Here is a 23,905-nt window from a genome sequence, read left to right as displayed (position 1 = left end):
GCTGGATGTCGCCGGCGGCGTGCTGCTGCAGGCCGCCATGGCGGCGGCGGCGAGCAAGCTCAGGACTAGCTTACGGGGCATGGTGAACTCCATTTGAGAAGACAAGCTTGAGGCGGGAGCCGGGTCAGTGCCCGTCTCCCGCCACACTCGGACTACTCGGACTCCTAGTTTCCGCTCGGCAGCGGAATGCTGAACCCTTCCTTCTGCAGCGCCTCGCGCACGTATTGCAGGCGCTGGTATTGCGACAGCGTGATCGGCCCGGAATAGCTTTCGCTCTGCAGCTTGCGCGGCGGGTACTTGATGTACGACTTCATCAGGTCCCGGATCGCTTCGTTGAACGTCACCAACGTCCAAGTGCTCTCAGTGTAGTTGTTCATGAAAATGTCGTACCGTTCCTGCGGATCGGCCCAGAGGTCGAAGATCTGCGGCACCGTTGCGACATACTTCTCGGGCCCCTTCCAGCCCAGGTTGCTGTCGACGGCCAGGCCGCCCGTCGGCTGCCCGTTGTCGCCGCGCAGGTTGAACACGGCCTTGTAGTTGCCCACGCGTACCGCCCCGGGCGTCAGCTCGTTCTCGGTGAAGTAGAACCAGCTCTTGCGTTGCGACTTGCCGGTGCCGAACAGCACGGGTGACATGTCGTAGCTGTCGAAGATGATGGGCTTGCCCTCGCGGTCGTTGGTTGGCAGCTTGGCGCCGCCCACATGCGCAAACGTGGCCATCAGGTCCAGGCCGCCAAGGATGTCGTGGTTCTTGGTGTCGGGCTTGATCTTGCCGGGCATCCAGGCGATTGCTGGCACGCGGTTTCCGCCTTCACGCACCGTACCCTTGGTGCCGCGGAACGGCGTGTAGCCGGCATCGGGATACACATCCTGCCAGGCGCCGTTGTCCGTGGTGTAGATGACCAGCGTGTTCTTGTCCATGCCCAGCGCACGGAGCTTGTCCATGATGTGACCGATACGCGCATCAAGTTCCACCACGGAGTCGGCGTACTTCGACTTCGAAAGCGACTTGCCCTGGTAGTCCGGATGCGGCATGTTCGGCTGGTGCACCTTCATGAAGTTGACGTTCATGAAGAACGGTGTGCTGGATTTGCTTGCCTTATCCAGGTATTCGAGCGCAGCCTTCTCCACATAGCCGTCGAAGTAGGGAATTCCCACCACGCCATTCGGGTACTCGGTCGATTTCTCGGTGGGCTTGTTCACGTACTGGCCATTGATCTTGAAATCTTCCACGGGCTTCTGGCCCGCCTTGCCCGACAACGATCCCGTGGTCACCTTCTTGAACATCGCGCGCAGTTCCGGGTCCATACCCGGGAACCAGGTCGGATCTGCATATGTATAGGCGTTCAGGTGATACAGGCCGACGTAACGCATCTCGTCGTAGCCCTGGGCGTTGGGCAGCGCGTAGTCGGACTCGCCAAGGTGCCACTTGCCAGTGAAGAACGTCGCGTAGCCAGCCGTCTTCAGCACCGAGGCCAGCGTCCATTCCGCCTTGGGCAGCCCGCCGCCTTGCCCCTGGAACGACACCGTGGTCATGCCGCTGCGATTCGGATTACGGCCGGTCTGGATGGCGGCGCGTCCCGGCGTGCAGCTTGGCTGGGCGTAGAACGAGTAGAAGGTCATCCCTTCCTTCGCCATGCGATCGATATTTGGCGTCGGCATGCCGCGCCCCTCGCCACCGCCGTACGGCCCCAGGTCGCCATAGCCGGTGTCATCCGACACAATCAGCACGATGTTGGGCTTGCTTTCGGCCCACGCGGGGATCGCCAGCGCGCACGCTGCCAACCCCAACCACCGGATCAGGTTTCGCTTCATCTTGTTCTCCGTATCACCACTTTCCGGCCGCCGGCGTGGGTGCCAGAGGCCCTTCCAGTACACGGCGGTCCCGTTCGGCCCGCCGCACCCAAATGCCTGTTCGCCTGTCAGCTAGTTCGCCGCCCGTTGCGGCGCATCATCAAGACTCGCGAGCGCTGCCTGATCGCGGCGCCCGGCCCAAGTTCGGTCATCCATCACCAGACGGAAACCCAGGTGCGACATGCTGTTGTAGGGGTCCGACCCCTGCCGCGCGCTGGGGCGGTAACTCAGGCAGAAGTCTTCGTTGCACAGGAACGAGCCTCCACGCGTGACGCGCTTGGGCGCGTCAGTCGGCACGCCGGGATCGGCCGGGTCCCATGAGGCAAGCGGTCCGGCCGGATTGTCGATGCGCTTCCCGCTCGCGGCTTCACGGCTGAACTGATCGGCGCGATACCAATCCGCCACCCACTGCCACGCGTTGCCAGTCATATCGACCAGTCCATAGCCATTGGGCGGGAAGGTCCCCACCGGGCTGGTGCCCACGGCACCGCCAGCCTTGGGGCTGACCACCGGGAACGGCTGACCCTGCTGGCCCTGCCAGACATTGGCCATTTGCTTGCCATCGGGAGAGAACTGGTTGCCCCAGGCATAGGTGGCCTGTTCCAGGCCCCCGCGCGCGGCGAACTCCCATTCGGCTTCGGTCGGCAGGCGCTTGCCGATCCACTTCGCATACGCCTGGGCATCTTCATAGGAGACCTGCACGACCGGATGATTGTCCTTGCCGGCTATCGAGGTGCCCGGCCCGCCCGGATGCCGCCAATTGGCGCCTGGCACGTAGTGCCACCACTGCGAGTAATCCTGCAACGGCACCGGGCGATCCGTGCCCGCGAACACCAGCGCGCCAGGCACCAGCGAACCCGGCGGCGGGCGCGGTGTATCGGGCGGAAGCTGGACCCTCATCGTTTCCCAATCGGGCACCTGCTCCGCCGTGGTCACGTAACCGGTTGCCTCGACGAACTTGCGGAATTCGGCGTTGGTGACGTGGTGCTTGTCCATCCAGAACGCATGCACGTTGACCTTGTGCGCGGGCTTCTCGTTGGGATGGGCCAGTTTGCTGTCGCTGCCCATCAGGAATTCGCCACCGGGAATGTGGACCATTCCCGCAGGACCGGAACGTCCGTCTCCCTCCACCACAACCGGATACGCCGGGTTGACCGCGTGTGCACGCGTTGCATACCAACTGGCTGATGCACCGATGGCCCCGGCTGCCCCGCAGATCACAAGCGCCCACTGCCACGTCCGCAGCCGACGCAAGGTTGGCGTGCGTGCGGCGATGCCGGCAGCCGGAATCGCTGCGGCCACCGAACCTGCCGCTGAACTTGCCGCCGCTGCCCGGCGAGCCCTGCTCTGCTTTCCCATGACTTCGCTCCTCTGCAAGCAAATCCACGCGCTCAAGACGCGCCCGGCCGCGACTCCACCAATAGCGCCGCTACCGTCTGCAGCAGCACATTGCCGCTGAACGGCTTCGGCAGCACCATCGCGCCGCCGGCCGATGCAATCGCCTGCCGTATCAGCGGGCTGTCGTAGGCGGTGATAAAGATCGCTGGCGGCCGTGGCGGACTCAGCCTGGCGTAGAAGGCCGGGCCGGAAATGCCAGGCAGTTGCACGTCCAGAACCAGGCACGTTGCCGCTTGCACCGCTTCCAGATCCTCGGCACGGCCATAGCACTCGGCCTGATACCCTCCCGCCGTCAGCATCCGCTGCAGCGCGCGCCGCAGGCTGGCATCGTCCTCGACGACGAGGATTCGGTGCGAATGACTATCCATGCCGAGACACCCCGCGATAAGAGAAGGGCCGCTTCGTGCCGGCCAGACGCCCGTGATCGGACAGATGTGCACGTCAGTATCGGAAGTGCCGCCATCGCGGGCAATCGGGGGAAAGGGCAAGCGCATTGCCCCCGGGGGCAATGGGGCCGGCTCCCGGTGCCATTCGTCCGGGCAGCCGGGATCATGAAGACGTCAGAACCCCTTCCTCATGCGGTCCTTGCGCGGGAATCGGCAGACTGGTTGCGGTATCCGTAACAGGCAGGCGCACGTCGAACGTGGTGCCTCGCTGGCCAGTGGTGGCCACGGTGACCTGTCCACGATGGCTATGCACGATGCCACGCACGATGGAAAGGCCGATGCCCGTTCCCTGCGACTTCGTGGTGACGAATGCGTCGAAGATATATGGCAGTACGTCGGCGGCGATGCCATAGCCGTGGTCCGTGACCGTCAGCACGTACCAGCCTTCGACCGCGCGGGTCGCCACAACGACGCGGCGCTTTTCCGGTTGCCGGCTTGTCACCGCATCCATGGCGTTCAGCACCAGATTCAGCAGCACCTGCTGCATCTGGACACGGTCGGCCATCGCGGTAGCCGCGCCGGCGCCGAAGTCGCATAGCAGTTCGCATCCGCGCCGTCGTGCCTCCGGGCGCATCAATACCATCGCCTCGTCCAGAACGGCATCGAGTGCAAGCGGCTGGAACTCGACGACATGCTTGTTCAGCATGGCGCGCTGGCGCTGGATGATCTGGCTGGCGCGTAGCGCATCACGCCGTACGTCGCCCAGGACCTGCCGCAGTTCTTCGCGATCGAGCGGCTCGCCGTCGAGCATGAAACCAGCCGCGTCGGCATTATTGGCGATGGCGCCCAGCGGCTGGCTCACCTCATGCGCAATCGAAGCGCTGAGTTCCCCTATCGATGCGATACGCGCCGCGCGGGTAAGCTCCATGCGGTCGTGCTCCACCTGCTCCTCGGCACGTCGGCGCCGCTCCCGCTGCCACAGCAGCAGGCCGATGGTCAGTGCCTGCAGCAGCAGCGTGGCCGTCCCTGCCAGCACGATGCCGCGATGCTCGCGCCACAGCGACGGTGGCTCGTTGACGCGGAGGCAACCGTTGGGCAATGCCGCGGCGGATAGTCCGAGCGCATCGAGCCGGCCGATATCGACCGCACAAAGCGCCGGCCCGGGCGGCAGCGAGGCACCCTCTGCCGGCTGCGCCTTGCGAATGATCTGCGCGCCGAGATCGGCGGCGCGCTGGCCGACCTCCGTGAAATCGATGACCGAACCTGCCGCGATGCCAAGGCGCAGGTAGGTCTCGTACCAGCCGTAGACCGGTGCGCGTGACGCACGCGAGAGTGGCGCGACGACCTCATAGGGAAAATAGGTCCCACCTTCGGTATCCCGATACATCGTCGTGTACAGGACCGCGGCCGATCCATCCAGTGACGCCACCCGCGCCAGCAGTTCCCTCAGCGGCAGGCCACTCCAGACATCCAGTTGCCAGCGTGGCCGGGGTTGCCTGCCCAGGCTCTCCGACACACGGCGGCTCCAATCCCTGTCAGCCGCACCATCCCCGGTCACCACGATCAGCCGCCGGAGTTGCGGCTGCAGCGTGGCGATCAATGCCAGCGTGCCATCGATATCGGCATCCAGCGGAAGATAGGCGAACTTCGTCGGCTGCGGCAGTTGCTGCAGCCGCGCCGAATCGACACTTGTGATGAGCACGGGCACGCCGGGCCAGATCTCGTCGTGATAGCGCTGGGTGAACTCCAGTGAGAAGTCCGCCATGCCGATCACCAGGTCGACCGGCTTCTGTGCGTACTTGTTCTTCAATAGGTCGACAAAAGGCGGCGTCAGCGTCGCGGCGTCGAAGCGCAAGCCGTCCAGCGCATCGATGTAGAACTCAACACCGTCAGGCGCCTGCGCCTTCAGCGCGGTGCGAAGTGCCTGAATCTGCTGGGCCGCGGCCGGCTGGGCAACGTCAGCGCCCGGCAGAATCACCACCCGCCAAGGCGCCGCCGCCGCCAGGAGCGGGAACAGCGACAGCCAGAGTCCCAGCCAGAGCCGCCGGTCACGGAACGCCCGATGCGGCCACCCGGCATATGGCAGAATGCCACGCTGACAGGTTGGAATGGGCAGCCTCAGCACGTGGCGATTGCCATGCCGCGCCGGAGCAAGTCAGCCAGCGAACGGGCACCAAGCTTGTGCATGAGGTCGGCGCGGCAGGATTTGATCGTGCGCTCGCTCAGGCCCAGTTCGGCGGCAATCTCCTTGTTGAGCCGCCCCGCCACGATACCGCGCAGGACCGCCTGCTCCCGATCGTTGAGCGGAACGGGCCCCGGATCGGCCTGGGCGAAGGCATTGTCCAGCGCATTCAGCAGCTCGGCGGACTCAATGGGCTTGACGAGAAACTCGACGGCGCCGTTCTTGATGGCGGTGACCGTACGCGGAATGTCGCAATAGCCACTCATGAACAGCGTGGGCATGGTGCCCCCGATGCGCCGTAGCGTCTGCTGCAGCGCCAGGCCATCCACCCCCGGCATCTCCAGGTCAAGCAGCAGGCAGGCGGGGCGCGGATCGGGGTCGGCCGTGAGAAATGCGCCTGCCGACGCGTAGCTGCGTACCGTGAAGCCGGCAGCCGTCAGAAGGCGCGCCAATGCACCACGTGTAGAGCCGTCGTCGTCGACGATGTTGACGATCTGCCCGGATCTTGCTGACACACATTTCTCCCGGAACGTTCAGCCACGCAGTCGGCCATGGCGCGGCCGAACGGGGGGGCGTTTGAGGGAAATGATCGGGTACGGAGCGAGCGCAACGAAGTGAAAAGTTTCGCGGTCTGAAACAGCGCGATCTGAAAGATTTTTGGTTCGCCTCCCGTTCCCGGATTGCGGGCCAGTCGAACGCGACGGCCGCCTGATGCCCGGAAAGAGCGGTTCCGCATGCCCTGTCACCGACAACTGAAAGCGCGTTTCATATCGCGAAATTTACGCCGGACTTCCCCCCGGCGAAATTTTTCGTTCCTTGAAAACGTGTTCCGCATCGCAAAATTTACGAGCTATCTCGTTGAAAAATAAAGAAAAATTAAGTCTTATGTCTTATATAAGACCTTGCCGCAACGCATCAAGAACACCCTACAATGACTCCACGCTGCTTGCTTCGAGATCGGTAGCGGCACACGGCAACCATTTTTCAAACTCGCTTTCTTCTTAGGAATTTCCCATGGCCCAGTATCAAGACGACATCAAGGCAGTTGCTGGTTTGAAAGAGAACCACGGCAGCGCATGGAACGCGATCAATCCCGAGTATGCCGCCCGCATGCGCGCCCAGAACAAGTTCAAGACGGGCCTGGACATTGCCAAGTACACCGCCAAGATCATGCGCGCCGACATGGCCGCCTATGATGCCGATCCGTCCAAGTACACCCAGTCGCTTGGTTGCTGGCACGGCTTCATCGGCCAGCAGAAGATGATCTCCATCAAGAAGCACTTCAACAGCACCGACCGCCGCTACCTGTACCTGTCCGGCTGGATGGTGGCAGCGCTGCGCTCCGAGTTCGGCCCGCTGCCGGACCAGTCGATGCACGAAAAGACTTCCGTCAGCGCGCTGATTCGCGAGCTGTACACGTTCCTGCGCCAGGCCGATGCCCGTGAACTGGGCGGCCTGTTCCGCGAACTGGATGCTGCCCAGGGTGCCGCCAAGGCCGCTATCCAGGCAAAGATCGACAACCATGTGACGCACGTGGTGCCCATCATCGCCGACATCGACGCGGGTTTCGGCAACGCCGAAGCCACGTACCTGCTGGCCAAGCAGTTCATTGAAGCTGGCGCATGCTGCATTCAGATCGAAAACCAGGTGTCCGACGAGAAGCAGTGCGGCCACCAGGATGGCAAGGTCACCGTGCCGCACGAGGACTTCCTGGCCAAGATCCGCGCAATCCGCTACGCCTTCCTGGAACTGGGCGTGGACGACGGCGTCATCGTGGCCCGTACTGACTCGCTGGGCGCCGGCCTGACCAAGCAGATCGCCGTGACTGCTACCCCTGGCGACCTGGGCGACCAGTACAACTCGTTCCTCGATTGCGAAGAGCTGTCGGCCGACCAACTGGGCAACGGCGACGTCATCATCAAGCGCGACGGCAAGCTGCTGCGTCCGAAGCGCCTGCCGAGCAACCTGTTCCAGTTCCGCGCCGGCACGGGTGAAGCTCGCTGCGTTCTGGATTGCGTCACCGCACTGCAAAACGGCGCCGACCTGCTGTGGATCGAAACCGAAAAGCCGCATATCGCACAGATCGGCGGCATGGTCAGCGAGATTCGCAAGGTCATCCCGAACGCCAAGCTGGTGTACAACAACAGCCCGTCGTTCAACTGGACCCTGAACTTCCGCCAGCAGGCCTATGACGCGATGAAGGCCGCGGGCAAGGACGTGTCGGCATACGAGCGCGCCCAGCTGATGAGCGTGGAATATGACGACAGCGAACTGGCCAAGCTTGCTGACGAGAAGATCCGCACGTTCCAGGCCGACGCATCGCGTGAAGCCGGCATCTTCCACCACCTGATCACGCTGCCGACGTACCACACCGCCGCACTGTCGACCGACAACCTGGCCAAGGAATACTTCGGCGACCAGGGCATGCTGGGCTACGTGGCTGGCGTGCAGCGCAAGGAAATCCGCCAGGGTATCGCCTGCGTCAAGCACCAGAACATGTCCGGCTCGGACATCGGTGACGACCACAAGGAATACTTCAGCGGCGAAGCAGCCCTGAAGGCGGCCGGTAAGGACAACACGATGAACCAGTTCTGATACCAGTCATACCCGCAAGCAAAACGCCAACCCATCACGGGTTGGCGTTTTTTTATCCGGCGACGGGCGACGGATAGAACACACCCTTGCCAGCACACCCCGCGCGGAGTAAAAGTCGGACCATCAAGGCCGATCCGGGAGTCGCACGCCCATGGACGAACCCGCCAAGCTCAATGCCGATTCGCTGGGCATCGTCGAGTCGGTAATCATGGGCATCGCCGGCACGGCGCCCGCCTACAGCATCGAGATCACGACTTCCACCATCGTCGGGACGGCCGGCATGCTGTCACCGGCAAGCATCCTGGTGTGCGGGCTCATCATGTTTGGCATCGCGTACGCGTTCATCAATCTGAACCGCGCGCTGGCGAGTGCCGGCACATCCTATTCGTGGGTGACCCTTGTCTTCGGGCGGACGCTCGGCTTCTTTGCCGGCTGGGCCCTTCTGGTGCTGTGCTGCGTGTTCATGGTGTCCGCCATGATTCCGGCGGCCAATGCCACGCTGCTGATCTTTGATCGCCCAATGGTGAACAACGTCCACTACGTGACGGTGATCGCCGCAGCGTGGCTCACGTTTGTCAGCGCGGTGGTGGTCAAGGGCATCAAGCTGACCAGCTACGTGCAGGTGCTGATGACGATCATCGAGGGAATCATCCTGCTCGCGATCATCGTCGCCAGCTTTGTCATGTTTCCTCGCGCGCCGCAACATACGTTCTCGCTGGTCTGGTTCTGGCCGTTTGCGTTCTCGCCCAAGCTGTTCGCCAACGGCGCGTTGGTTGCGATCTTCTTTTTCTACGGCTGGGACGTGACCATGAACCTCAGCGAAGAGACGCGGGACTCGAACCGCACCCCGGGCCGGGCCGCGTTCTGGTCGATGGTGTTCCTGATGACGTTCTTTCTGGTGTTCATCGTCATCACGCTTCTGGGCCTGTCCGACTCCGAGATCCAGCACTACAACACGAACATCATCTTCGCCATCGCGGAGAAGCTTTTCGGTCCGACCTGGGGCTATATCGCGATCATCGCGGTGCTGTTGAGCACGGTGGGAACCGTCGAGACGCAGATGCTGCAGTTCACGCGCACACTTTTCGCAAACAGCCGTGACGGCGCGCTCCACCCGCGCTATGCGCGCCTGCATCCGCGCTGGCGCACGCCGCACATCGCCATCTTCTTCATCTGGATCGTCGGACTCGTCCTGCTGTTCGTATCGTCCTACCTGCCGACCATCAACGTCATCCTGAAGGATTCGATTACCGCCATCGGCTTCCAGATCTGTTTCTACCTTGGACTGACCGGGCTGGCGTGCGGCTGGTACTACCGCGAGATGCTTGCGCGGGGAACGTGGCTTGCCGTGAGCCACGTCGTCTGGCCAGTGGCAAGCGGTCTCTTCCTTTTCTTCATCGCGCTCTACAGCATCCCGACCTTCGACTGGGTTACCAATGTCGTCGGCCTGGGAGGCATTGCCACCGGTGCGATTCCGCTGCTGCTGAACCGCAAGCGGATCTGGGCTACCCCTGCAACGTGAGCTGGCCAGCCTGTCAACCTCAATTCTCTCGGGGCACCACCGGATGATCGGCAATCGCCGGCGCATTCTGCCAGCCGCCGCCAAGTGCCAGGAACAGATTGATCTGATCCATCGCCACCTGGGCATCCGATGCGGCCAACGCGGCATCGGTATTGGCCAGCGTGCGGTCCGCGTCCAGGCTCTGCAGGTACGGCGAGCGGCCCGCCTGCCACAGCAGCCGGTTCTGGCGCGCGGCCTCGTTGGCCTTGTCGCGTGCCGAACGCAGTGACTCGTTGCGTTCCAGTTCGTGCGTATAGGCCGACAGCGCGCTCTGCGTTTCGCGCAGCGCCTTCAACACCACGCCATCGAAATGCGCAAGCGCACCTTCCGCGCCGTATTCCATGTTGTGAATATGTGCACGCGTGCCGCTGGTCGGGATGGTCCAGGAGATCGCCGGGCCCCAGCCCCAGTGCGCGGTCGGCGCCTGGCCAAGGTGGTCCAGGATACCGGTAAAGCCTGCCGATGCACCGATGCGGATCTGCGGGAACAGGTCGGCCGTGGCCACGCCGATCTTGGCCGTTGCCGATGCCAGTTCACGTTCGGCCTGGCGTACGTCCGGACGGCGCTTGAGCAGCGCCATGCCATCGCCCACGGGCAGCGGCTGTTTCAGCGCCGGTACGTGCTCGCAGGCCACGCTCTCGACGTCCAGCGCCGTGGGCGGCTTGCCCAGCATCACCGCCAGACGATAGGCTGCGCCTTCCTGCTCCGCGCGATACCTCGGCAGCGCCGAGCGCAGCGTGTCGGCCTGAGCCTGGGCACGCAGCAGATCGGTGGGCTGGCCGCGCCCGGCATCGACAAGTTTCTGCGCCAGCTTGACGCCGCGTTCCTGCAGGTCGAGCTGATGCTCGGCCACGTGTAGTTCGTGCGTGGCTGTGCATCCTTGCACATACGCACGCACGGTCTCCGCCACCACGCCCACCCGGGCCTGGTCCAGCGCCGCATGGCTGGCTTGCGCCGCGGCCAGTGCGGCTTCGTCGGCACGCTTGAGCTTGCCCCAGAAGTCGATCAGGTACGACACCTCGAAACCGATGTCGCCAAAGTTCATCACCGGAATCTTCTCTTCGTGCAGCAGCGGCTCGCCTGCGATCTGGCCCCGCTGCGCGCCGGCACGGAACTTCGCTTCCGGCAGGTTCTCGGCTTCCACCTCGTGATAGACGGCGATCGACCGCTTCAGGTTGGCGGCCGCCACGCGCAGGTCGGTATTGGCCACCAGCGCCTGCTGCACGAGTTCGTCGATATGGGGGTCGTCATAGAGTCGCCACCAGTCGTTCGGGACGTCGCCAATCGACACCGCGTCGTTGGCGGTGCCGGCAAACGGTCCGTTGGCGGCCGACGATTTCACGACTGCATCGTCAGGCACCTTGTGATCGGGGCCGACGGTCATGCAAGCGGCCAGCGCCAGCGGCAACATCGCCGCCAGCGAGGCGCGGGCAAAGCGTTTCACTGCACTGCTCCGGTTGCGGACGCGCTCTTGCCGGTCAGCGCGACCTTGTCTTGCGATGCCCCCTTATCGGCCGCCGCCGGCGCGGCTGGCTTGTCATTGTTCTTTTCGGCGCTGCCTTCGGCCTTCACCGATACCGTGGCCGTGCGGCCCGCCACCAGACGGACATCCTCGGGCATCTGGTCGAACTGGATACGCACCGGCACGCGCTGGGCCAGCCGCACCCAGTTGAAGGTCGGGTTCACGTTCGGCAGCAGGTTCGAGCCAGCCGTTCGGTCGCGGTCTTCGATACCGGCGGCAATACTCTGCACGTGGCCCGGCAGCACGCGCTTCTCGCCCATGATACGGATGTCCACCGGGCTGCCGATACGGATGCCCTTGAGCTTGGTTTCCTCGAAATAACCTTCCACGTGGAAGGAATTCGAATCGACCATCGACAGCACCGGCTTGCCGGTGACGACGTAGTCGCCAAGGCGCGGCAGGCGGTCATTGACATAGCCCTCCACCGGGCTCACCACACGCGTGCGCTCCAGGTTCAGCTTCGCCACGTCGATGGCGGCTTCGGCCTGCGCCAGTTGCGCCTCGCCCTGCTGCACCTTGGCCAGGCCTTCTTCCACGATTTCCTTCGACACCACTTCGGACAGCGACTGGCTGCGCGTGGCTTCGCGGCGTGCCTGCGACAGATTGGCACGTACCGCCGCCGCGGTGGCCTCCGCCTGGCGCAGCGCCAGTGCGTAGCGTTCGCGGTCGATCTCGAACAGGACGTCGCCCGCCTTCACATGCTGGTTGTCCTTGACGGCGATCCGGGTGACCAGGCCCGAGACATCGGGCGACACCTGCACCACTTCCGCGCGGACGTGGCCGTCACGGGTCCATGGCGCCACCGTGTAGTAATCCCAGAGGTGTTTGACAACCACCGCACCAACGGCGGTGACGGCCAGCGTCAGCACAACTGGCCCGAGCGAGGAGAGTCTGAGTTTCATGATTGCAGCAAGGGCACGATGGCGACCACCCCACCTAGGACGATCGCATACAGTGCCAGATTGAAGAGGGAACGGTGCCACACAAGCTTGTAGAAGCCTGCGCGCGCCAGCACCGCACGCGCGGCGCTTGTAATGACAAAAGCGGCGAGCATCCACACCAGCAGGCTGGGGATATACACGCCATAGATACTGATTTCACCGGGCATCATGCTTTTCCGGAAACGGGCGCCGGCGGCAGAGCCGGCGGGAACAGGGCCACTTGCATATCCACGAGCGCCGCCTGCGCGATGCGCGAGCGCACCTTCTGCTGTGCATTGGCCAGGCGCGTCAGCAACGCAGGCGGTGGCGCATCGATCTCGCCCTTCAGGCGCGCCTGGTAGTAACCGGACACACTGCGCAGCACGCGCTTCACGGCGTGCTGCTCGTCAGCGTGGAGATCCGCCATCTCGCGCTGCAGCGCGAGCGTGCACAGCTCCACGCGCACTTCACTGAATCCATCGTTGGACACTTCGCTCTCGCTGGCGGCCAGCCGCGGCACAAGCTGCGCCAGGCGGTCCAGCATGCGGGCCCGCAGCGTCGTGTGCGACTCGGGGCGCGTGCCCATCGCGTTCTCGGCGATATCACTCCAGCCGGCACGCACGAGCCGGCGCGTTGCCGCACGCGTGCCGAACGGCCGCATCACGAGCGTCCAGACCAGCGCAAACGCGATCCCGGCGATGCCGGCCATGTTGCTGTTGAAGAAGCTCTGGAAGTTGGCGCTGTAGGCGCCGGAGATGCCGATGTCGTTGGCGGTGACCACGGCCAGCGGCATGCCGATCATCGCCAGCCGGGGCTGCGCCACCAGCAGTCCGATGATCAGGTACGGCACCGCGAACATCAGCACGAGCATCTCGAAGTCATGCGCAATCGGCAGCACCGCGAACAGCATCACCATCGAAATCAGCAGGCAGACCACGTTCCAGTTGAAGAACGACTTGATCATCGGCGCGGGCTCGTCGAGAGCCGCAAAGAAACAGCACGAGATCGCGCCAAGCGCCACGGCGCCTGCGCCATCGGCCCATCCGGTCTGGATCCACAGGAAGCCCATGGCGAAGATCGCCAGCGCGACAGTCACGGTGGAAAACAGCAACATGCCGTGGTCATAGTGGCGCGCGCGGCCAACCTCCCAGCGCTGGAATTCGGGCAGCCAGTCACCTTCGATATGCTTCTGGCCCAGCCGGCGGCATAGCGAGATGCAGTCATGCCACAACGCAGCCATCTGCTGCAGGCGGTCTTCGGCCGCCGCGATCATCGCCGCATTGCTGCCCTGCCCAACCGGTGTGGGCGTCAGTTCCGGCCGCTCATGCTGCGCGGCCCCGCCCTGGATCCACGCCTTCACCGCGCGCATCTGTGCGGCCAGCGCTTCCGGCACGCCGCCTGCGGCCTGCATCGATTCCAAAATCGTTGCCAGCGAAGACAACACCGGCAGCAGCATCGTCATGCGACCACGCAACTCGCGCGCCGCGCGCACGCGGAGCGCGCTTTCGGCGTCATAGCTGAGTTGGCTGATCAGTTGGTCCAGCGCCAGGATATCGGCGGCCAGACGATGGCGGCTGTGGTGGCGCGATACGCGCACGCCGGGACTCGGCGAAAGCATATCCCCCGCCCACAGCGCGGCATCGGCCATCCACTGGCGCGATTTGTCGCGCAGCACGTTGGCGACGCTGGCCGGCATGACAACGGCACCAACCACACTGGCGCACAGGATGCCGAGGCAGATTTCCTCGGAACGCGCCACGGCCAGGTCAAAGATGCCAGCGGGATTGTCAACGGAAGGCAGCGCCACCAGCGGCAGCGTATAGGCCGCCAGCATGAACACGTAGCTGCGCGGCGTGCGGTGCAGCAGCGCCACATAGAGCAGGCACGCGGTCCAGATGGCCACCGCGCCCATCAGCAGCGAAGGGGCGTTCACCAGCGGCGGCACCATGACGATGCCTGCCGCCGCGCCCAGCAGCGTGCCCAGCACGCGGTATAACGCCTTGGAACGTGTAGCGCCGGTCAGCGGGTGCGCGACGATATAGACCGAGCCCATCGCCCAGTAAGGACGCGGCAGCCCGAGGTACATCGCAATCCACAACGCCAGCATCGCGGCGATGAAGGCCTTGAAGGAAAAAATCCAGTCTCTCGCGGATGGCCAACTGCCCATGCTGCTCAGGCCTCCTGCTTGCCTGACGAAGAAGCGGCCGCGGCAGCGCGGGACAACGCTTCGAGCACACGCAGCGTTGCCGCCATGTCCTCTTCGCACACATCCGCGAATACCTCCGCACGCAATTGTTTGAGTTCCAGCTCGATTTGCACGGCCATGCGCTCGCCGGCCTCGGTCAGCGACAGCACGTTGGCGCGCCGGTCACTCGGGTCCACCTCGCGCCGCACCAGTTCGGCCGCGCTGAGCTGGTCCACCAGACGCACGAGCGTTGCACCTTCCACGCCCACGTAATCGGCCAGGGTCACCTGGCGCACGCCCCCGCCAAGACGGCGAATGAACAGCAGCGGCGCAGCGGCCGCGGCGGAAATGCCATGCGCGCTCACGGTGGCCTGGCTGATCTGCCGCCACTGGCGCCCGGCCAGCATCAGCTGACCGGTAAAGGCGAAAAGAAGGGCATCGAACTGTGGCATGGGCCGAATGATAGACGTGAATCTATTAGAATGCAAATGATTTCTTTGCGAAGTAGTTCGAGTAGCCCGAAGTTCACGTGACTCTATCGTCGCTTCACGAAGTTGGATGATGACAACGTTCTCAGAAATCTCTCAATCCACTTCATCGCACGCAATTCGCTGCCATTTTCGGAGAACGGCGATTTCTCGCATCGCGTCATGCACATAGATTTGGACGGCCCGGCAGACCCGGGCGAAGTTCAACTCACATCTTCAAATCATGAACGCGAAAAAAACGACGCTAGAGAACGCCGCCATCACATCTGCTGTGATGGCGCTCCTGCTGTCCGCTGCGGGCAATGCGGCTGCGGCGCGCCCAACCAGTCCCGATGCGTGCCAATACATTGCGCCTTGGGAACGCCAGGAGGCCTACCCACCGGAGGTCTGTGTCGAGTTCGAGAAGCGCGTATGGTCGAACGACCGCTTTGCACATCCGGGTCAGAAGCCCGGCATGGACCATCCGCTCTATCACGTCGGCAGGTTCGGCCCGATGGCCAAGCTCTGGCACGACATTGGCGACTATGTGCCGCCATCGGGGAAGCCCGATGTCGTAGTAGAGGTGGGCTCGGGCGGCATCCCCAGCCCGATCGTTCACGCCGTTCCCACCAGCGAGAAAACGAGCGTCTACTTCACCTCGCGCGCGGAATTCGCCTCGGGCCGCCCCCGTCCTGGCCGCGAGGGCGAGTTCACGATGCTTGACGTGATGGCGGAGGATGCGTCGAATCCGGGCGTCCTGATGCCGGTGCGTCTGCGCGCGCAACGCAATACCACGGGCACGGGCTATGACGGCACCCGTGTGCAGATGAATGGCACGGGCGGCCCCGCCGGCCCCGGCGCGCTGGTGGTCTGGTACGAACCGTCCGACAACCCGAGACTCAACGCCGGCACACGCTATGTGACGCCCCTCAAGCATCGCGCGATAGTCCAGGCCATCGGCGGCGATCTGCCCGATCGGCCGGTCCTCAAGTCGTTCAGCATTGGCGTGGATATCGTCCACCGCGACATCAAGGCGGAGCAGGTCAGGTTCGACGGCAAGCAGGCGCGCTTTGTGCTGCCGCTGGCCACGGACCAGGGCCGCAGCGGCTGGTATGCAACCACCACATCCATGCCAATATCCGGGCCCGCGCATGGCACGGGTCATTGCCCGAAAGACGCCGCCGAAATGTTCATGGTCCCCGTGGCCGACGAGAACAACAAGGCGTTCTCGCTCTTCGTGCGCGCCTACAAGACGGCAAACCTCGAAGGCACCGGCGCACAGACCACGGCGGCTTGCCGCATACCTGGGACAGGTAACGGCGAATCGCTGGTGTTCGAATTGCACCCCGAAGACAACCGGGTGCTCCGTGACCCGGCTATCGGCACGAAGATTCGTAACGCCCTGCCGTACCACATCGCAGTGCGTAACGCAGCCGGCTCGATGGCCGACCAGGCGTACACGGTCCTGAACATCGATATCGACATGACGGTCGATAAGGATGCCGCCCCAACGCCACCCGGCCCGAAGGATCCGAAGGATCCGAAGGACCCGAAGGACCCGAAGGATCCGAAGCATCCGGGCGATCCGAAGGACCCGGCTGACCCGAAGGATCCGGGCGATCCGAAGCACCCAGGCGATCCGAAGGACCCGGCTGACCCGAAGGATCCGGGCGATCCGAAGCACCCGGGCGACCCGAAGGACCCGGCTGATCCGCAGGACCCCGCGGACCCGGAAGATCCGGCTGACCCCGTCGATCCAGACGATCCGGTCGATCCGGCTGATCCAGCCGATCCCGCCGACCCGGCCCCGCCAGATGACACCCCTCGCGTTGAAATCCCGGCTCCAAAGGCCGGTCAACTTGGCGGCACATACCAGCAGGGCAGCATCTACAAGCGCAACTACCTGATCCGCGACGTCGCCAAGACCGGAACGGCACGGAAGCTCACGTACCTGAACTACAGCCAGGCAAACCTGCATCGCGGCGACGACGGTCTGTACCGTTGCCAGAGCGGCGGCGCCACCAACGGTTGGAGCGACCCGTTCGCCGACTACGGCAAGCAGTTCACGGCGGCGCAATCGGTCGACGGCAAGGCTGACTCGGGTGACAAGCATGTGCTGCGCGGCAACTTCAACCAGCTGCTCAAGCTCAAGAAGGCGTACCCGATCAAGACGCTGATCTCGATCGGCGGCGCGGGACGAAGCGGCCAGTTCGCACAGGCCGCCAGCACCGCCGCCGGCCGTAACGCGCTGGCAGAAAGCTGCGTGGATGTCTATATCAAGGGCAACCTCGCAGCCAGCTCTTCCAGCACCGGCGGCAAGGGCCTGGCCAAGGGCGTGTTCGACGGTATCAACCTGCAATGGCTCGCACCGCGCATGCAGGAGGTCGACAACGGCACGGCCGATGCGGTCAACTGGGACAACTACCTTGAACTGGTCAAGGCATTCCGCGATGCCCTGCAGCGCGAAGGCAGCGACTACCTGCTGACCGCCAGCATGAACGCGGCCGAGGACCTCCCGACCGGAAAGACCGCCACGGCAATCGCCGCGGAGCTGAACTGGGTCAACGTCCAGGCCTATGACCTGACAGGACCGTGGAACGGCTCCACCGGTCATGCATCGGGCATCAGTGTCACCGGCACATCGCCGTGGGCCAAGGCAAGCGGGATGTCCCACCGCAGCCTGATGGGTCTGATCTGGACCACCTGGGAAGCCGGCATTCCGCAGAACAAGCAGGTTTACGGCATCCCGTTCCATGGGCAGGGCTGGACTTCGGTCAAGCCGGGCAGAAGCCGTGGCCTGTGGATGGCTGGCCAGCCGGTGGGTGGCAGCCAGGCGCAAAGCGTACGCGACTACCGCGACATCAAGCGGGCCTCCGGCTTCCGCTCGTTCGTCGACGTCAAGGCGCAGGCCGCATGGCGCTATGACGGGTGGACGTTCTGGTCCTATGACAACAGGAATGTGGTCAAGGACAAGATCGACGTCCTCCGCCGTACCGCAACGGCCGGCGTCTTCGCCAGCAACCTTGCCGGCGACGACAACGGTGAGCTGATCAATGTGATGGAAGCAGTCAAGCGCTGATCGGCAAGTCCACAGTCTGATGCGCTGCCCTGCGTAGCGCACCCCAACCGCCGTCGGCCGATGCCTCCATCGGCCGACGGCATTTTGCAGAGCAAGTCATGTCACTCACCAAGCACCTGATGCACCGTCAACGCCCACATCGAGCCCGTGGATTCACGCTGCTCGAGCTTCTGGTCGTTCTTCTGATCATCGCCATGCTGGCCGGCTACGTCGGACCAAAGCTGTTTGGTGAACTCGACAAGGCCAAGGTCAAGACCGCCCAGGGGCAACTCAAGGCGATTGGCGACGCGCTGGACCGCTACCGGCTCGACGTTGGCGCCTATCCGACCACCGAACAAGGGCTGGGCGCCCTGCTCGAAAAGCCCGGCGATGCAGGCACGCGCTGGCACGGCCCCTATCTGACCCGCGAGATTCCCGCTGACCCCTGGGGGCAGCCCTATCAGTACACGCGCCCCGGCGCCGGCGGCAAGGACTTCGATCTGATGTCCCATGGTGCTGACGGCAAATCGGGCGGCACCGGCTACGCCGCCGACGTTTCATGGTGAGGCTGACGCATGCAATACAGCCTTACCGTTGCGCGCAACGGCCAACTCCATGACCTCACGGTCGCCGCGCCAAGCGCGGCTGACGCATGCCGGCAGGCGCTGGCAGGTGGCGGCCATGTCGTTGCCTGCCGCCGCGCCCGCACGCTGCGCCGGCGCGCGCCCTTCTCCACCTCACTGTTTACGCAGGAGCTGATTGCGCTGCTGCGCGCCGGCCTGTCCTTGATCGAGTCGATCGAGGCATTGCGCGACAAGACCAGCACGACCGTTGAAAGCGAGACGCGTGCCGTACTTGACCATGTTCTCGACGGCCTGCTTCAGGGCCTGCCCCTCTCGCGCGTGCTCACGGCGCTGCCCGAACAGTTTGCGCCGCTCTACGTGGCCACCGTTGCCTCCGCGGAACGCACCGGGCACCTTGCCGAAGCGCTCTCGCGCTACCACCACTACGAGGCACGCCTGACGGCCGTTCGCAAGAAAGTGGTCAGTGCCCTGATCTATCCCGCCGTGGTTATCGCCGTCGGGGCAGGCATCATGGCATTCCTTCTGTTCTTCGTGATTCCCCGTTTCAGCCAGGTCTATGCGTCCATGCGCGAGTTGCCGCCGGCTGCGCAATGGCTGCTCTGGTGGGGGCAGACCGTGGAGACCCACGGCGGCCTTATCGCCATTGCGATGGCCGGTTGCGCAATCGCGCTGTTCGTTGCGGTGCGCCGCGGCGGACTTGCCGGACGCATCGCGGCCCTGGCGTGGCGCATTCCGCAGCTGCAGGCATTCCAGCAGTTGCTGGCACTTGCCAAGCTTTATCGAACCACGGGCTTGCTGCTGGCCGGCGGCATGGCCGTGGTGCCGGCGCTGCGGCTGGCAGCCCCGCTGCTGCCCATTCCGCTGCAGGGCGCGCTGCGCCAGGCCATCGCCGAGATCGAAACCGGCAAGCCTGTCGCGGACACGCTCGCCGGGCACCATCTGACGACGCCCGTTGCCGAACGCCTGCTTCGGGTGGGCGAGCGCAGCGGCGAGTTGCCCGACATGTGCGAACGCGCGGCCCAGTTCTGCGACGAGGCGATCGACCGCGCCATCGATACCGCCACCAAGCTGATCGAGCCATTGCTGATGCTGGTGGTCGGCGCATTGGTGGGCGGCATCGTGTTCCTGCTCTACATGCCGATCTTCGAACTGGCAGGGAGCATGCAATGACAAACGCAATGCCTTCGCTGCAGACGCTGCAGGCCCTGCGCGCCAATGGTGCCGGGCATGACCTGCAGGCGATGATCGCCGAAGCCAGCGCGCAACCGCCGCACCGCTGCGCCGCCCATCTGGCGGAGCTGCTCGGGCTTCCCCTGGTCGATGCGAACACGCTGGCCTCGGCAACACCACGCTTCGACCTGCTTCCCTACGCCGAAGCCATCGCCGACGGCTGCGTGCTGCTGCAGGCAGACCCGGCGTCGCCGGCCCTGACTCTCGCCATGGCCGACCCGACACGGCTGGTTATGCGCGAACGGGTCACCCGGCGCATGGCTGAATCCGGCCTGGCATACACGGAAGCGCTGGCCGAGACGGCTGTGATCGAAGCCCTTCTCGCGAGCCAGGCCGATCGGCAACGCGCACTGACGCAACTGGCGCCGCCTGCCGAGCGCCTCGATGACGCCGTGGACGACGCGGGCATCTCGCTCGCAAGCCTCGCGCAGGATGCCAGCCCCGTGGTGCGCCTGGTCAACTCAACGCTCTACGACGCGCTGCGCATGGGCGCCTCCGACATCCATCTGGAAACGACGCACGACGGTCTTGCGGTGCGCTACCGCATCGACGGCGTGCTGCTGCATGCCGCGTCCGTGCCCGGCCTGGACACAGCCGAGCAAAGTATCTCCCGTATCAAGGTGCTGGCCGAACTCGACATCGCCGAGCGCCGCATCCCGCAGGACGGCCGCTTCAAGGCCACGGTGCAAGGCCGTGAGATCGACTTCCGCGTATCGGTCATGCCATCGATTCATGGCGAGGACGCCGTGCTTCGGGTGCTCGACAAGCGCCGTGACGATAACGCCGGCGGTCGGCTCAGCCTCGAAAGGCTCGGCCATGATGCGGCCACCGTGGCAGCCATCCGCGCGATTGCCGCCATGCCGCACGGGCTGCTGCTGGTCACCGGCCCCACCGGCTCGGGGAAATCCACCACGCTATATGCGGCCTTGTCGGAACTCGACAACGGCGAAGCAAAGATCATCACCATCGAAGACCCGGTCGAGTACGAACTGGCGGGCGTGCTGCAGATTCCTGTCAACGACAGGAAGGGGCTGACGTTCGCACGTGGCCTGCGGTCGATCCTGCGGCACGACCCCGACAAGATCCTGGTGGGCGAGATCCGCGATGGCGAAACCGCCGCAATCGCCGTGCAGGCAGCGCTCACCGGCCATCTGGTGCTGACAAGCGTGCATGCCAATGGCGCGCTGTCGGTCGTCGATCGCTTCCTTCACATGGGGATCACGCCGCACAGTCTGGCCGAATCGCTGATCGGCGTGGTCGCACAGCAACTTGTGCGGACGCTTTGCCCGCATTGCATGCAAGACGCCACTGCAACTGACGATCTGCTGCGCCATTCCGGCCTTGCGCGCACCGACATCACGGACTGGCACCTGCGCGCCGCTTGCGGCTGCGAACACTGCCACGGCACGGGTTATCGGGGCCGCCGCGCGGTAGCCGAGGTCCTGCGCCTGGACGACGGCATTCGCGATGCCATCCTCAGACAGGCGCCGTCGGGCGAACTACGCGCACTGGCGCGCCAGGCCGGCTTTGTTTCACTGCGACGCGCCGCGCTGACACTCGTCGCGCAAGGCGTCACTTCGCTGCAGGAGGCCAATCGTGTCACGATCGCCGAGTGAGTACTGCATCTGGCTGCTACACGATGCCGTGTGCCTCCGTGCGCGGCATCGGCGCATCTCCATCGATGCACCCGGCCTCTATCGTCAAGCCAGCACCAGCACCATGCTGTCGATCATCGACGATCTGCTGCCCGCCGGGCGCGGCAAGGTTCTGGACATCCGGCTAGGCTTCCCGTGGAGCCGTCACGTCGTGGTGCCGTGGCAGGATCGCCTGATCGACGACGCCGGCTGGCTCGCCTGGACGCAGGCTACCTGCGACACCTTGGGCATCGCGCATGCCGATACACACATTGCGCTGACACCACTGCGGTACGGGCTGCCCCGCCTCGCCGTCATGGCCGACAGCGCCATGCTCGATGCGATTGGGCAATGCGCTGGCAGGCGCGGCCTGCGCCTGCGCAGTGCAACGTCAACCTTCCTTCAGGCCATTCATCACTACCGCCATGCGATACCCGGCCCGGACGTGGCACTGGTCTTGCGCGAACGCGGCACCCTGACCTGCGCGCTGCGCAGGCAAGGCGCCGTGGCCGCCGTGACAACCCAGCGTGACGACAGCCAGGACGAGCGTCAACTCGCGCCGATCGTCAACAGCCTTGCCTTGTCGGCCGCCCTACCGGCTCCCGCGCGCATGGCCGTCATCGGTGACGGCTTCAAGCCGGCCCATACCGCCACATGGCTGGGCCCCCATCTTCCACGAGCGAGCGATGTTGGTGAACAGGACAAAGGGGAGCGCAAGCCATGAGCCTGATGCCCCCCAATCTTCTACACAAGGGCCGCCGGCATTCGCCGATCGGCATGGTGCTGCTGGCAGCGGGTATCGCCATTGGTCTCTGGGCTGCGCACGCGTACCACGGGCTGCGCGGGCTGAACGCCGACGTAGCCGAAGCCGTACTCGCGCAGGCCGACCTCAAGCGCCAGCGGGACAAGCTGCGCGCCAGCGCCCCAAAGCCGGATTCGGATCGGGGCCTGGCCGGACGGCAGAAGCTGCCACTTGCCCCGACGCTGGCATGGCTCGAACAGACCTGGTCAGACAACCTTGCCTATGTGCGCATCGACATAGACAGCGCTGCGCGCACCCAGCGGCTTGACGTGGAGGCCCGGCACGACGACGCCTTGCTGGCACTGGTGGATGCACTGTCGGCAATCCCCGATGTGACAGCCGCCTCACTGGTCCGGCAGCGTCGTGGCGACGCGGGTATCGAGGCGACGATCCAGTTGCGCTGGCAGGAGAACTCACGATGAATCGACTGATCTGGACGGCCCGGCGCTGGAGCCATATTTGCGGACGGACCGGCATGCTGGGGTTGCTTCTTGCCATCGGCGCAGCGTGCGCGGTGCTCGGCAGCGTGCGCCCGCAAGTGGCGGCCCAGACCGCACGATTGATGGCCTTGCAGACCGAAAACGCTGCGATCAGGGCAGAGATTGCCGCCGCCGCAGGCAGTGCCGCCGATCACAGGATGCCAGGCGCTTCCAGCTATACCGCCTTCCTGCGCGCACACGCCGATCTGGCGCTGCAACGATCGATCGAACTGACCGAGATCGACTATGCGTCGCGCCCCGAGGCCGGCCACCGCCTGGTGCGGCATACGCTGCGCTATACCGTCGATGGCCCCTACCCCGCCTTGCGCGACTACCTTGCGGAGATCGAGCGCATGCCCGGCGTACGCGTGGAAACCCTGTCCTTCGTACGCTCGCCCAACCCCGATGGCGCCGTCAATGCACTGGTGCAGATCAGCTATCTCGTGGAGGCCGGAGCATGAAGCTTTCCCGTCCCCTTCAGTATGTGCTGCTTGCCAGCGTGTGCGCGACGATCTATGCGGCATGGATCGACCTGAACGGCGACACGGCCCCGGCGCCTGCCGGGCGGCAAACGCGGACGGCTCCCGGCCGACCGCAGCCCCCCGCGCCTGCCGGTCCGGACCTTGCACACGCCGCCACAGCCGCCAACATCGACCCCACCAATGCGGTCGATCTCTTCACCGCCCCAGGCTGGCGATTCGACACCACGCCGGCAGCGTTGCCGGACGGACCGGATCTCGACGCCCCGGCCACGCCGCAACCGCAACGGCCAGCCATCGAAGTGGCCGCCATCTGGCGCGACGCAAACGGCGTGAAGGTGGTTGTCAACCACGGTCAGGCAACCCGAATCGCTTGCGACGGCTGCAGCCTGCCCGGCAGTTGGAAACCGGGCAGCCAATGGAATGGATACCGGCTGGAAACGGTGGAGGCAACCGGCGTCTCGGTCACAGAGCTCTCCACCGGCAAGCGCCTCCCGTTGGAGGCTACATGAAACCGTCTGGAGCCCCCACGATGTCACACGAAGTCCCCTGGCGCCGGCAACTGTCCGG

At 64.7% G+C, this 23,905-nt stretch carries 20 protein-coding genes; 10 read left to right on the top strand and 10 right to left on the bottom strand.

The features are described from left to right. Positions 1 to 164: 164 nt before the first annotated feature. From B552_RS0116275 to B552_RS0116255, 5 genes are all read right to left on the bottom strand, one after another. On the bottom strand, positions 165 to 1,814 hold the full coding sequence (locus B552_RS0116275) for an arylsulfatase (RefSeq protein WP_019450104.1): 1,650 nt from the start codon (positions 1,812 to 1,814) through the stop codon (positions 165 to 167). Positions 1,815 to 1,925: 111 nt separating this feature from the next. Next, positions 1,926 to 3,212 (bottom strand): formylglycine-generating enzyme family protein, encoded by a 1,287-nt coding sequence (locus B552_RS0116270; protein WP_193352198.1) that lies wholly within the window; start codon positions 3,210 to 3,212, stop codon positions 1,926 to 1,928. A gap of 32 nt (positions 3,213 to 3,244) precedes the next feature. Then, the gene (locus tag B552_RS28115) at positions 3,245 to 3,619 is read right to left on the bottom strand and encodes a response regulator (protein WP_019450102.1); all 375 of its coding nucleotides are present in this window, start codon (positions 3,617 to 3,619) and stop codon (positions 3,245 to 3,247) included. A gap of 181 nt (positions 3,620 to 3,800) precedes the next feature. Then, positions 3,801 to 5,762: an ATP-binding protein gene (locus tag B552_RS0116260; RefSeq protein WP_019450101.1), complete on the bottom strand. Its 1,962-nt coding sequence runs from the start codon at positions 5,760 to 5,762 to the stop codon at positions 3,801 to 3,803. Continuing rightward, positions 5,756 to 6,334, bottom strand: coding sequence for a response regulator (locus tag B552_RS0116255; protein WP_019450100.1), 579 nt, complete (start codon positions 6,332 to 6,334; stop codon positions 5,756 to 5,758). The genes B552_RS0116260 and B552_RS0116255 overlap by 7 nt, the downstream gene beginning before the upstream one ends. Positions 6,335 to 6,833: 499 nt before the next feature. Here B552_RS0116255 and B552_RS0116250 point away from each other — a divergent pair, with 499 nt between their 5' ends. Together B552_RS0116250 and B552_RS0116245 are read left to right on the top strand one after the other, a co-directional pair. Beyond that, the gene (locus B552_RS0116250; protein ID WP_019450099.1) at positions 6,834 to 8,414 is read left to right on the top strand and encodes an isocitrate lyase; all 1,581 of its coding nucleotides are present in this window, start codon (positions 6,834 to 6,836) and stop codon (positions 8,412 to 8,414) included. A gap of 151 nt (positions 8,415 to 8,565) precedes the next feature. Beyond that, positions 8,566 to 9,936 (top strand): APC family permease, encoded by a 1,371-nt coding sequence (locus B552_RS0116245; protein WP_019450098.1) that lies wholly within the window; start codon positions 8,566 to 8,568, stop codon positions 9,934 to 9,936. A 19-nt stretch (positions 9,937 to 9,955) separates the two neighbouring features. Here B552_RS0116245 and B552_RS0116240 read toward each other — a convergent pair whose 3' ends face one another. Genes B552_RS0116240 through B552_RS0116220 form a run of 5 tightly spaced genes read right to left on the bottom strand, consistent with a single transcriptional unit; the run spans position 9,956 to position 15,054 of the window. After that, on the bottom strand, positions 9,956 to 11,419 hold the full coding sequence (locus tag B552_RS0116240) for a TolC family protein (RefSeq protein ID WP_019450097.1): 1,464 nt from the start codon (positions 11,417 to 11,419) through the stop codon (positions 9,956 to 9,958). Further along, positions 11,416 to 12,399 carry an HlyD family secretion protein gene (locus B552_RS0116235; RefSeq protein WP_026035726.1) on the bottom strand — a complete coding sequence of 328 codons (984 nt, stop codon included), beginning with the start codon at positions 12,397 to 12,399 and terminating at the stop codon, positions 11,416 to 11,418. Before B552_RS0116235 ends, B552_RS0116240 begins: the two co-directional genes overlap by 4 nt. Next, complete coding sequence (locus B552_RS0116230) at positions 12,396 to 12,605, bottom strand: DUF1656 domain-containing protein (RefSeq protein WP_019450095.1); 210 nt, start codon at positions 12,603 to 12,605, stop codon at positions 12,396 to 12,398. The genes B552_RS0116235 and B552_RS0116230 overlap by 4 nt, the downstream gene beginning before the upstream one ends. Beyond that, positions 12,605 to 14,584, bottom strand: a complete 1,980-nt coding sequence (locus tag B552_RS0116225) for an FUSC family protein (protein WP_019450094.1) — start codon at positions 14,582 to 14,584, stop codon at positions 12,605 to 12,607. Before B552_RS0116225 ends, B552_RS0116230 begins: the two co-directional genes overlap by 1 nt. A gap of 5 nt (positions 14,585 to 14,589) precedes the next feature. Continuing rightward, a complete protein-coding gene (locus B552_RS0116220) occupies positions 14,590 to 15,054 on the bottom strand; it encodes a MarR family winged helix-turn-helix transcriptional regulator (protein WP_019450093.1) in 465 nt (154 codons plus the stop codon). Between the two features lie 259 nt (positions 15,055 to 15,313). Between B552_RS0116220 and B552_RS0116215 the strand changes: the two genes are divergently transcribed. The 8 genes from B552_RS0116215 to B552_RS0116180 all read left to right on the top strand — a co-directional run bounded on the left by B552_RS0116215 (position 15,314) and on the right by B552_RS0116180 (position 23,847). Continuing rightward, positions 15,314 to 18,148 (top strand): glycosyl hydrolase family 18 protein, encoded by a 2,835-nt coding sequence (locus B552_RS0116215; RefSeq protein WP_026035725.1) that lies wholly within the window; start codon positions 15,314 to 15,316, stop codon positions 18,146 to 18,148. A 98-nt stretch (positions 18,149 to 18,246) separates the two neighbouring features. Beyond that, positions 18,247 to 18,693, top strand: a complete 447-nt coding sequence (gene gspG, locus B552_RS0116210; RefSeq protein WP_019450092.1) for a type II secretion system major pseudopilin GspG — start codon at positions 18,247 to 18,249, stop codon at positions 18,691 to 18,693. Positions 18,694 to 18,702: 9 nt separating this feature from the next. After that, positions 18,703 to 19,881 carry a type II secretion system F family protein gene (locus B552_RS0116205; RefSeq protein ID WP_019450091.1) on the top strand — a complete coding sequence of 393 codons (1,179 nt, stop codon included), beginning with the start codon at positions 18,703 to 18,705 and terminating at the stop codon, positions 19,879 to 19,881. After that, positions 19,878 to 21,557, top strand: a complete 1,680-nt coding sequence (locus B552_RS27560; protein WP_019450090.1) for a GspE/PulE family protein — start codon at positions 19,878 to 19,880, stop codon at positions 21,555 to 21,557. Before B552_RS0116205 ends, B552_RS27560 begins: the two co-directional genes overlap by 4 nt. Next, on the top strand, positions 21,538 to 22,299 hold the full coding sequence (locus B552_RS0116195) for a hypothetical protein (protein WP_019450089.1): 762 nt from the start codon (positions 21,538 to 21,540) through the stop codon (positions 22,297 to 22,299). The genes B552_RS27560 and B552_RS0116195 overlap by 20 nt, the downstream gene beginning before the upstream one ends. Beyond that, entirely contained in the window at positions 22,296 to 22,799 is a 504-nt protein-coding gene (locus tag B552_RS0116190; protein WP_019450088.1) for a hypothetical protein, read from the top strand. Before B552_RS0116195 ends, B552_RS0116190 begins: the two co-directional genes overlap by 4 nt. Beyond that, positions 22,796 to 23,317: a hypothetical protein gene (locus B552_RS0116185; protein WP_019450087.1), complete on the top strand. Its 522-nt coding sequence runs from the start codon at positions 22,796 to 22,798 to the stop codon at positions 23,315 to 23,317. Before B552_RS0116190 ends, B552_RS0116185 begins: the two co-directional genes overlap by 4 nt. Then, on the top strand, positions 23,314 to 23,847 hold the full coding sequence (locus tag B552_RS0116180) for a hypothetical protein (protein ID WP_019450086.1): 534 nt from the start codon (positions 23,314 to 23,316) through the stop codon (positions 23,845 to 23,847). The genes B552_RS0116185 and B552_RS0116180 overlap by 4 nt, the downstream gene beginning before the upstream one ends. The last annotated feature ends 58 nt before the right edge of the window (positions 23,848 to 23,905 follow it).

Source organism: Cupriavidus sp. BIS7, from assembly GCF_000292345.1.
GTDB lineage: Bacteria > Pseudomonadota > Gammaproteobacteria > Burkholderiales > Burkholderiaceae > Cupriavidus.
This window is presented reverse-complemented; position numbering and strand designations above follow the sequence as displayed.

Bases quoted from the DNA above. Each gene is read 5' to 3' on its own strand.
- B552_RS0116275 (WP_019450104.1), bottom strand. From the start codon at position 1,814: ATGAAGCGAAACCTGATCCGGTGGTTGGGGTTGGCAGCGTGCGCGCTG.
- B552_RS0116270 (WP_193352198.1), bottom strand. From the start codon at position 3,212: ATGGGAAAGCAGAGCAGGGCTCGCCGGGCAGCGGCGGCAAGTTCAGCG.
- B552_RS28115 (WP_019450102.1), bottom strand. From the start codon at position 3,619: ATGGATAGTCATTCGCACCGAATCCTCGTCGTCGAGGACGATGCCAGC.
- B552_RS0116250 (WP_019450099.1), top strand. From the start codon at position 6,834: ATGGCCCAGTATCAAGACGACATCAAGGCAGTTGCTGGTTTGAAAGAG.
- B552_RS0116245 (WP_019450098.1), top strand. From the start codon at position 8,566: ATGGACGAACCCGCCAAGCTCAATGCCGATTCGCTGGGCATCGTCGAG.
- B552_RS0116235 (WP_026035726.1), bottom strand. From the start codon at position 12,399: ATGAAACTCAGACTCTCCTCGCTCGGGCCAGTTGTGCTGACGCTGGCC.
- B552_RS0116230 (WP_019450095.1), bottom strand. From the start codon at position 12,605: ATGCCCGGTGAAATCAGTATCTATGGCGTGTATATCCCCAGCCTGCTG.
- B552_RS0116225 (WP_019450094.1), bottom strand. From the start codon at position 14,584: ATGGGCAGTTGGCCATCCGCGAGAGACTGGATTTTTTCCTTCAAGGCC.
- B552_RS0116220 (WP_019450093.1), bottom strand. From the start codon at position 15,054: ATGCCACAGTTCGATGCCCTTCTTTTCGCCTTTACCGGTCAGCTGATG.
- B552_RS0116215 (WP_026035725.1), top strand. From the start codon at position 15,314: ATGAACGCGAAAAAAACGACGCTAGAGAACGCCGCCATCACATCTGCT.
- gspG (WP_019450092.1), top strand. From the start codon at position 18,247: ATGTCACTCACCAAGCACCTGATGCACCGTCAACGCCCACATCGAGCC.
- B552_RS0116205 (WP_019450091.1), top strand. From the start codon at position 18,703: ATGCAATACAGCCTTACCGTTGCGCGCAACGGCCAACTCCATGACCTC.
- B552_RS27560 (WP_019450090.1), top strand. From the start codon at position 19,878: ATGACAAACGCAATGCCTTCGCTGCAGACGCTGCAGGCCCTGCGCGCC.
- B552_RS0116190 (WP_019450088.1), top strand. From the start codon at position 22,296: ATGAGCCTGATGCCCCCCAATCTTCTACACAAGGGCCGCCGGCATTCG.
- B552_RS0116185 (WP_019450087.1), top strand. From the start codon at position 22,796: ATGAATCGACTGATCTGGACGGCCCGGCGCTGGAGCCATATTTGCGGA.
- B552_RS0116180 (WP_019450086.1), top strand. From the start codon at position 23,314: ATGAAGCTTTCCCGTCCCCTTCAGTATGTGCTGCTTGCCAGCGTGTGC.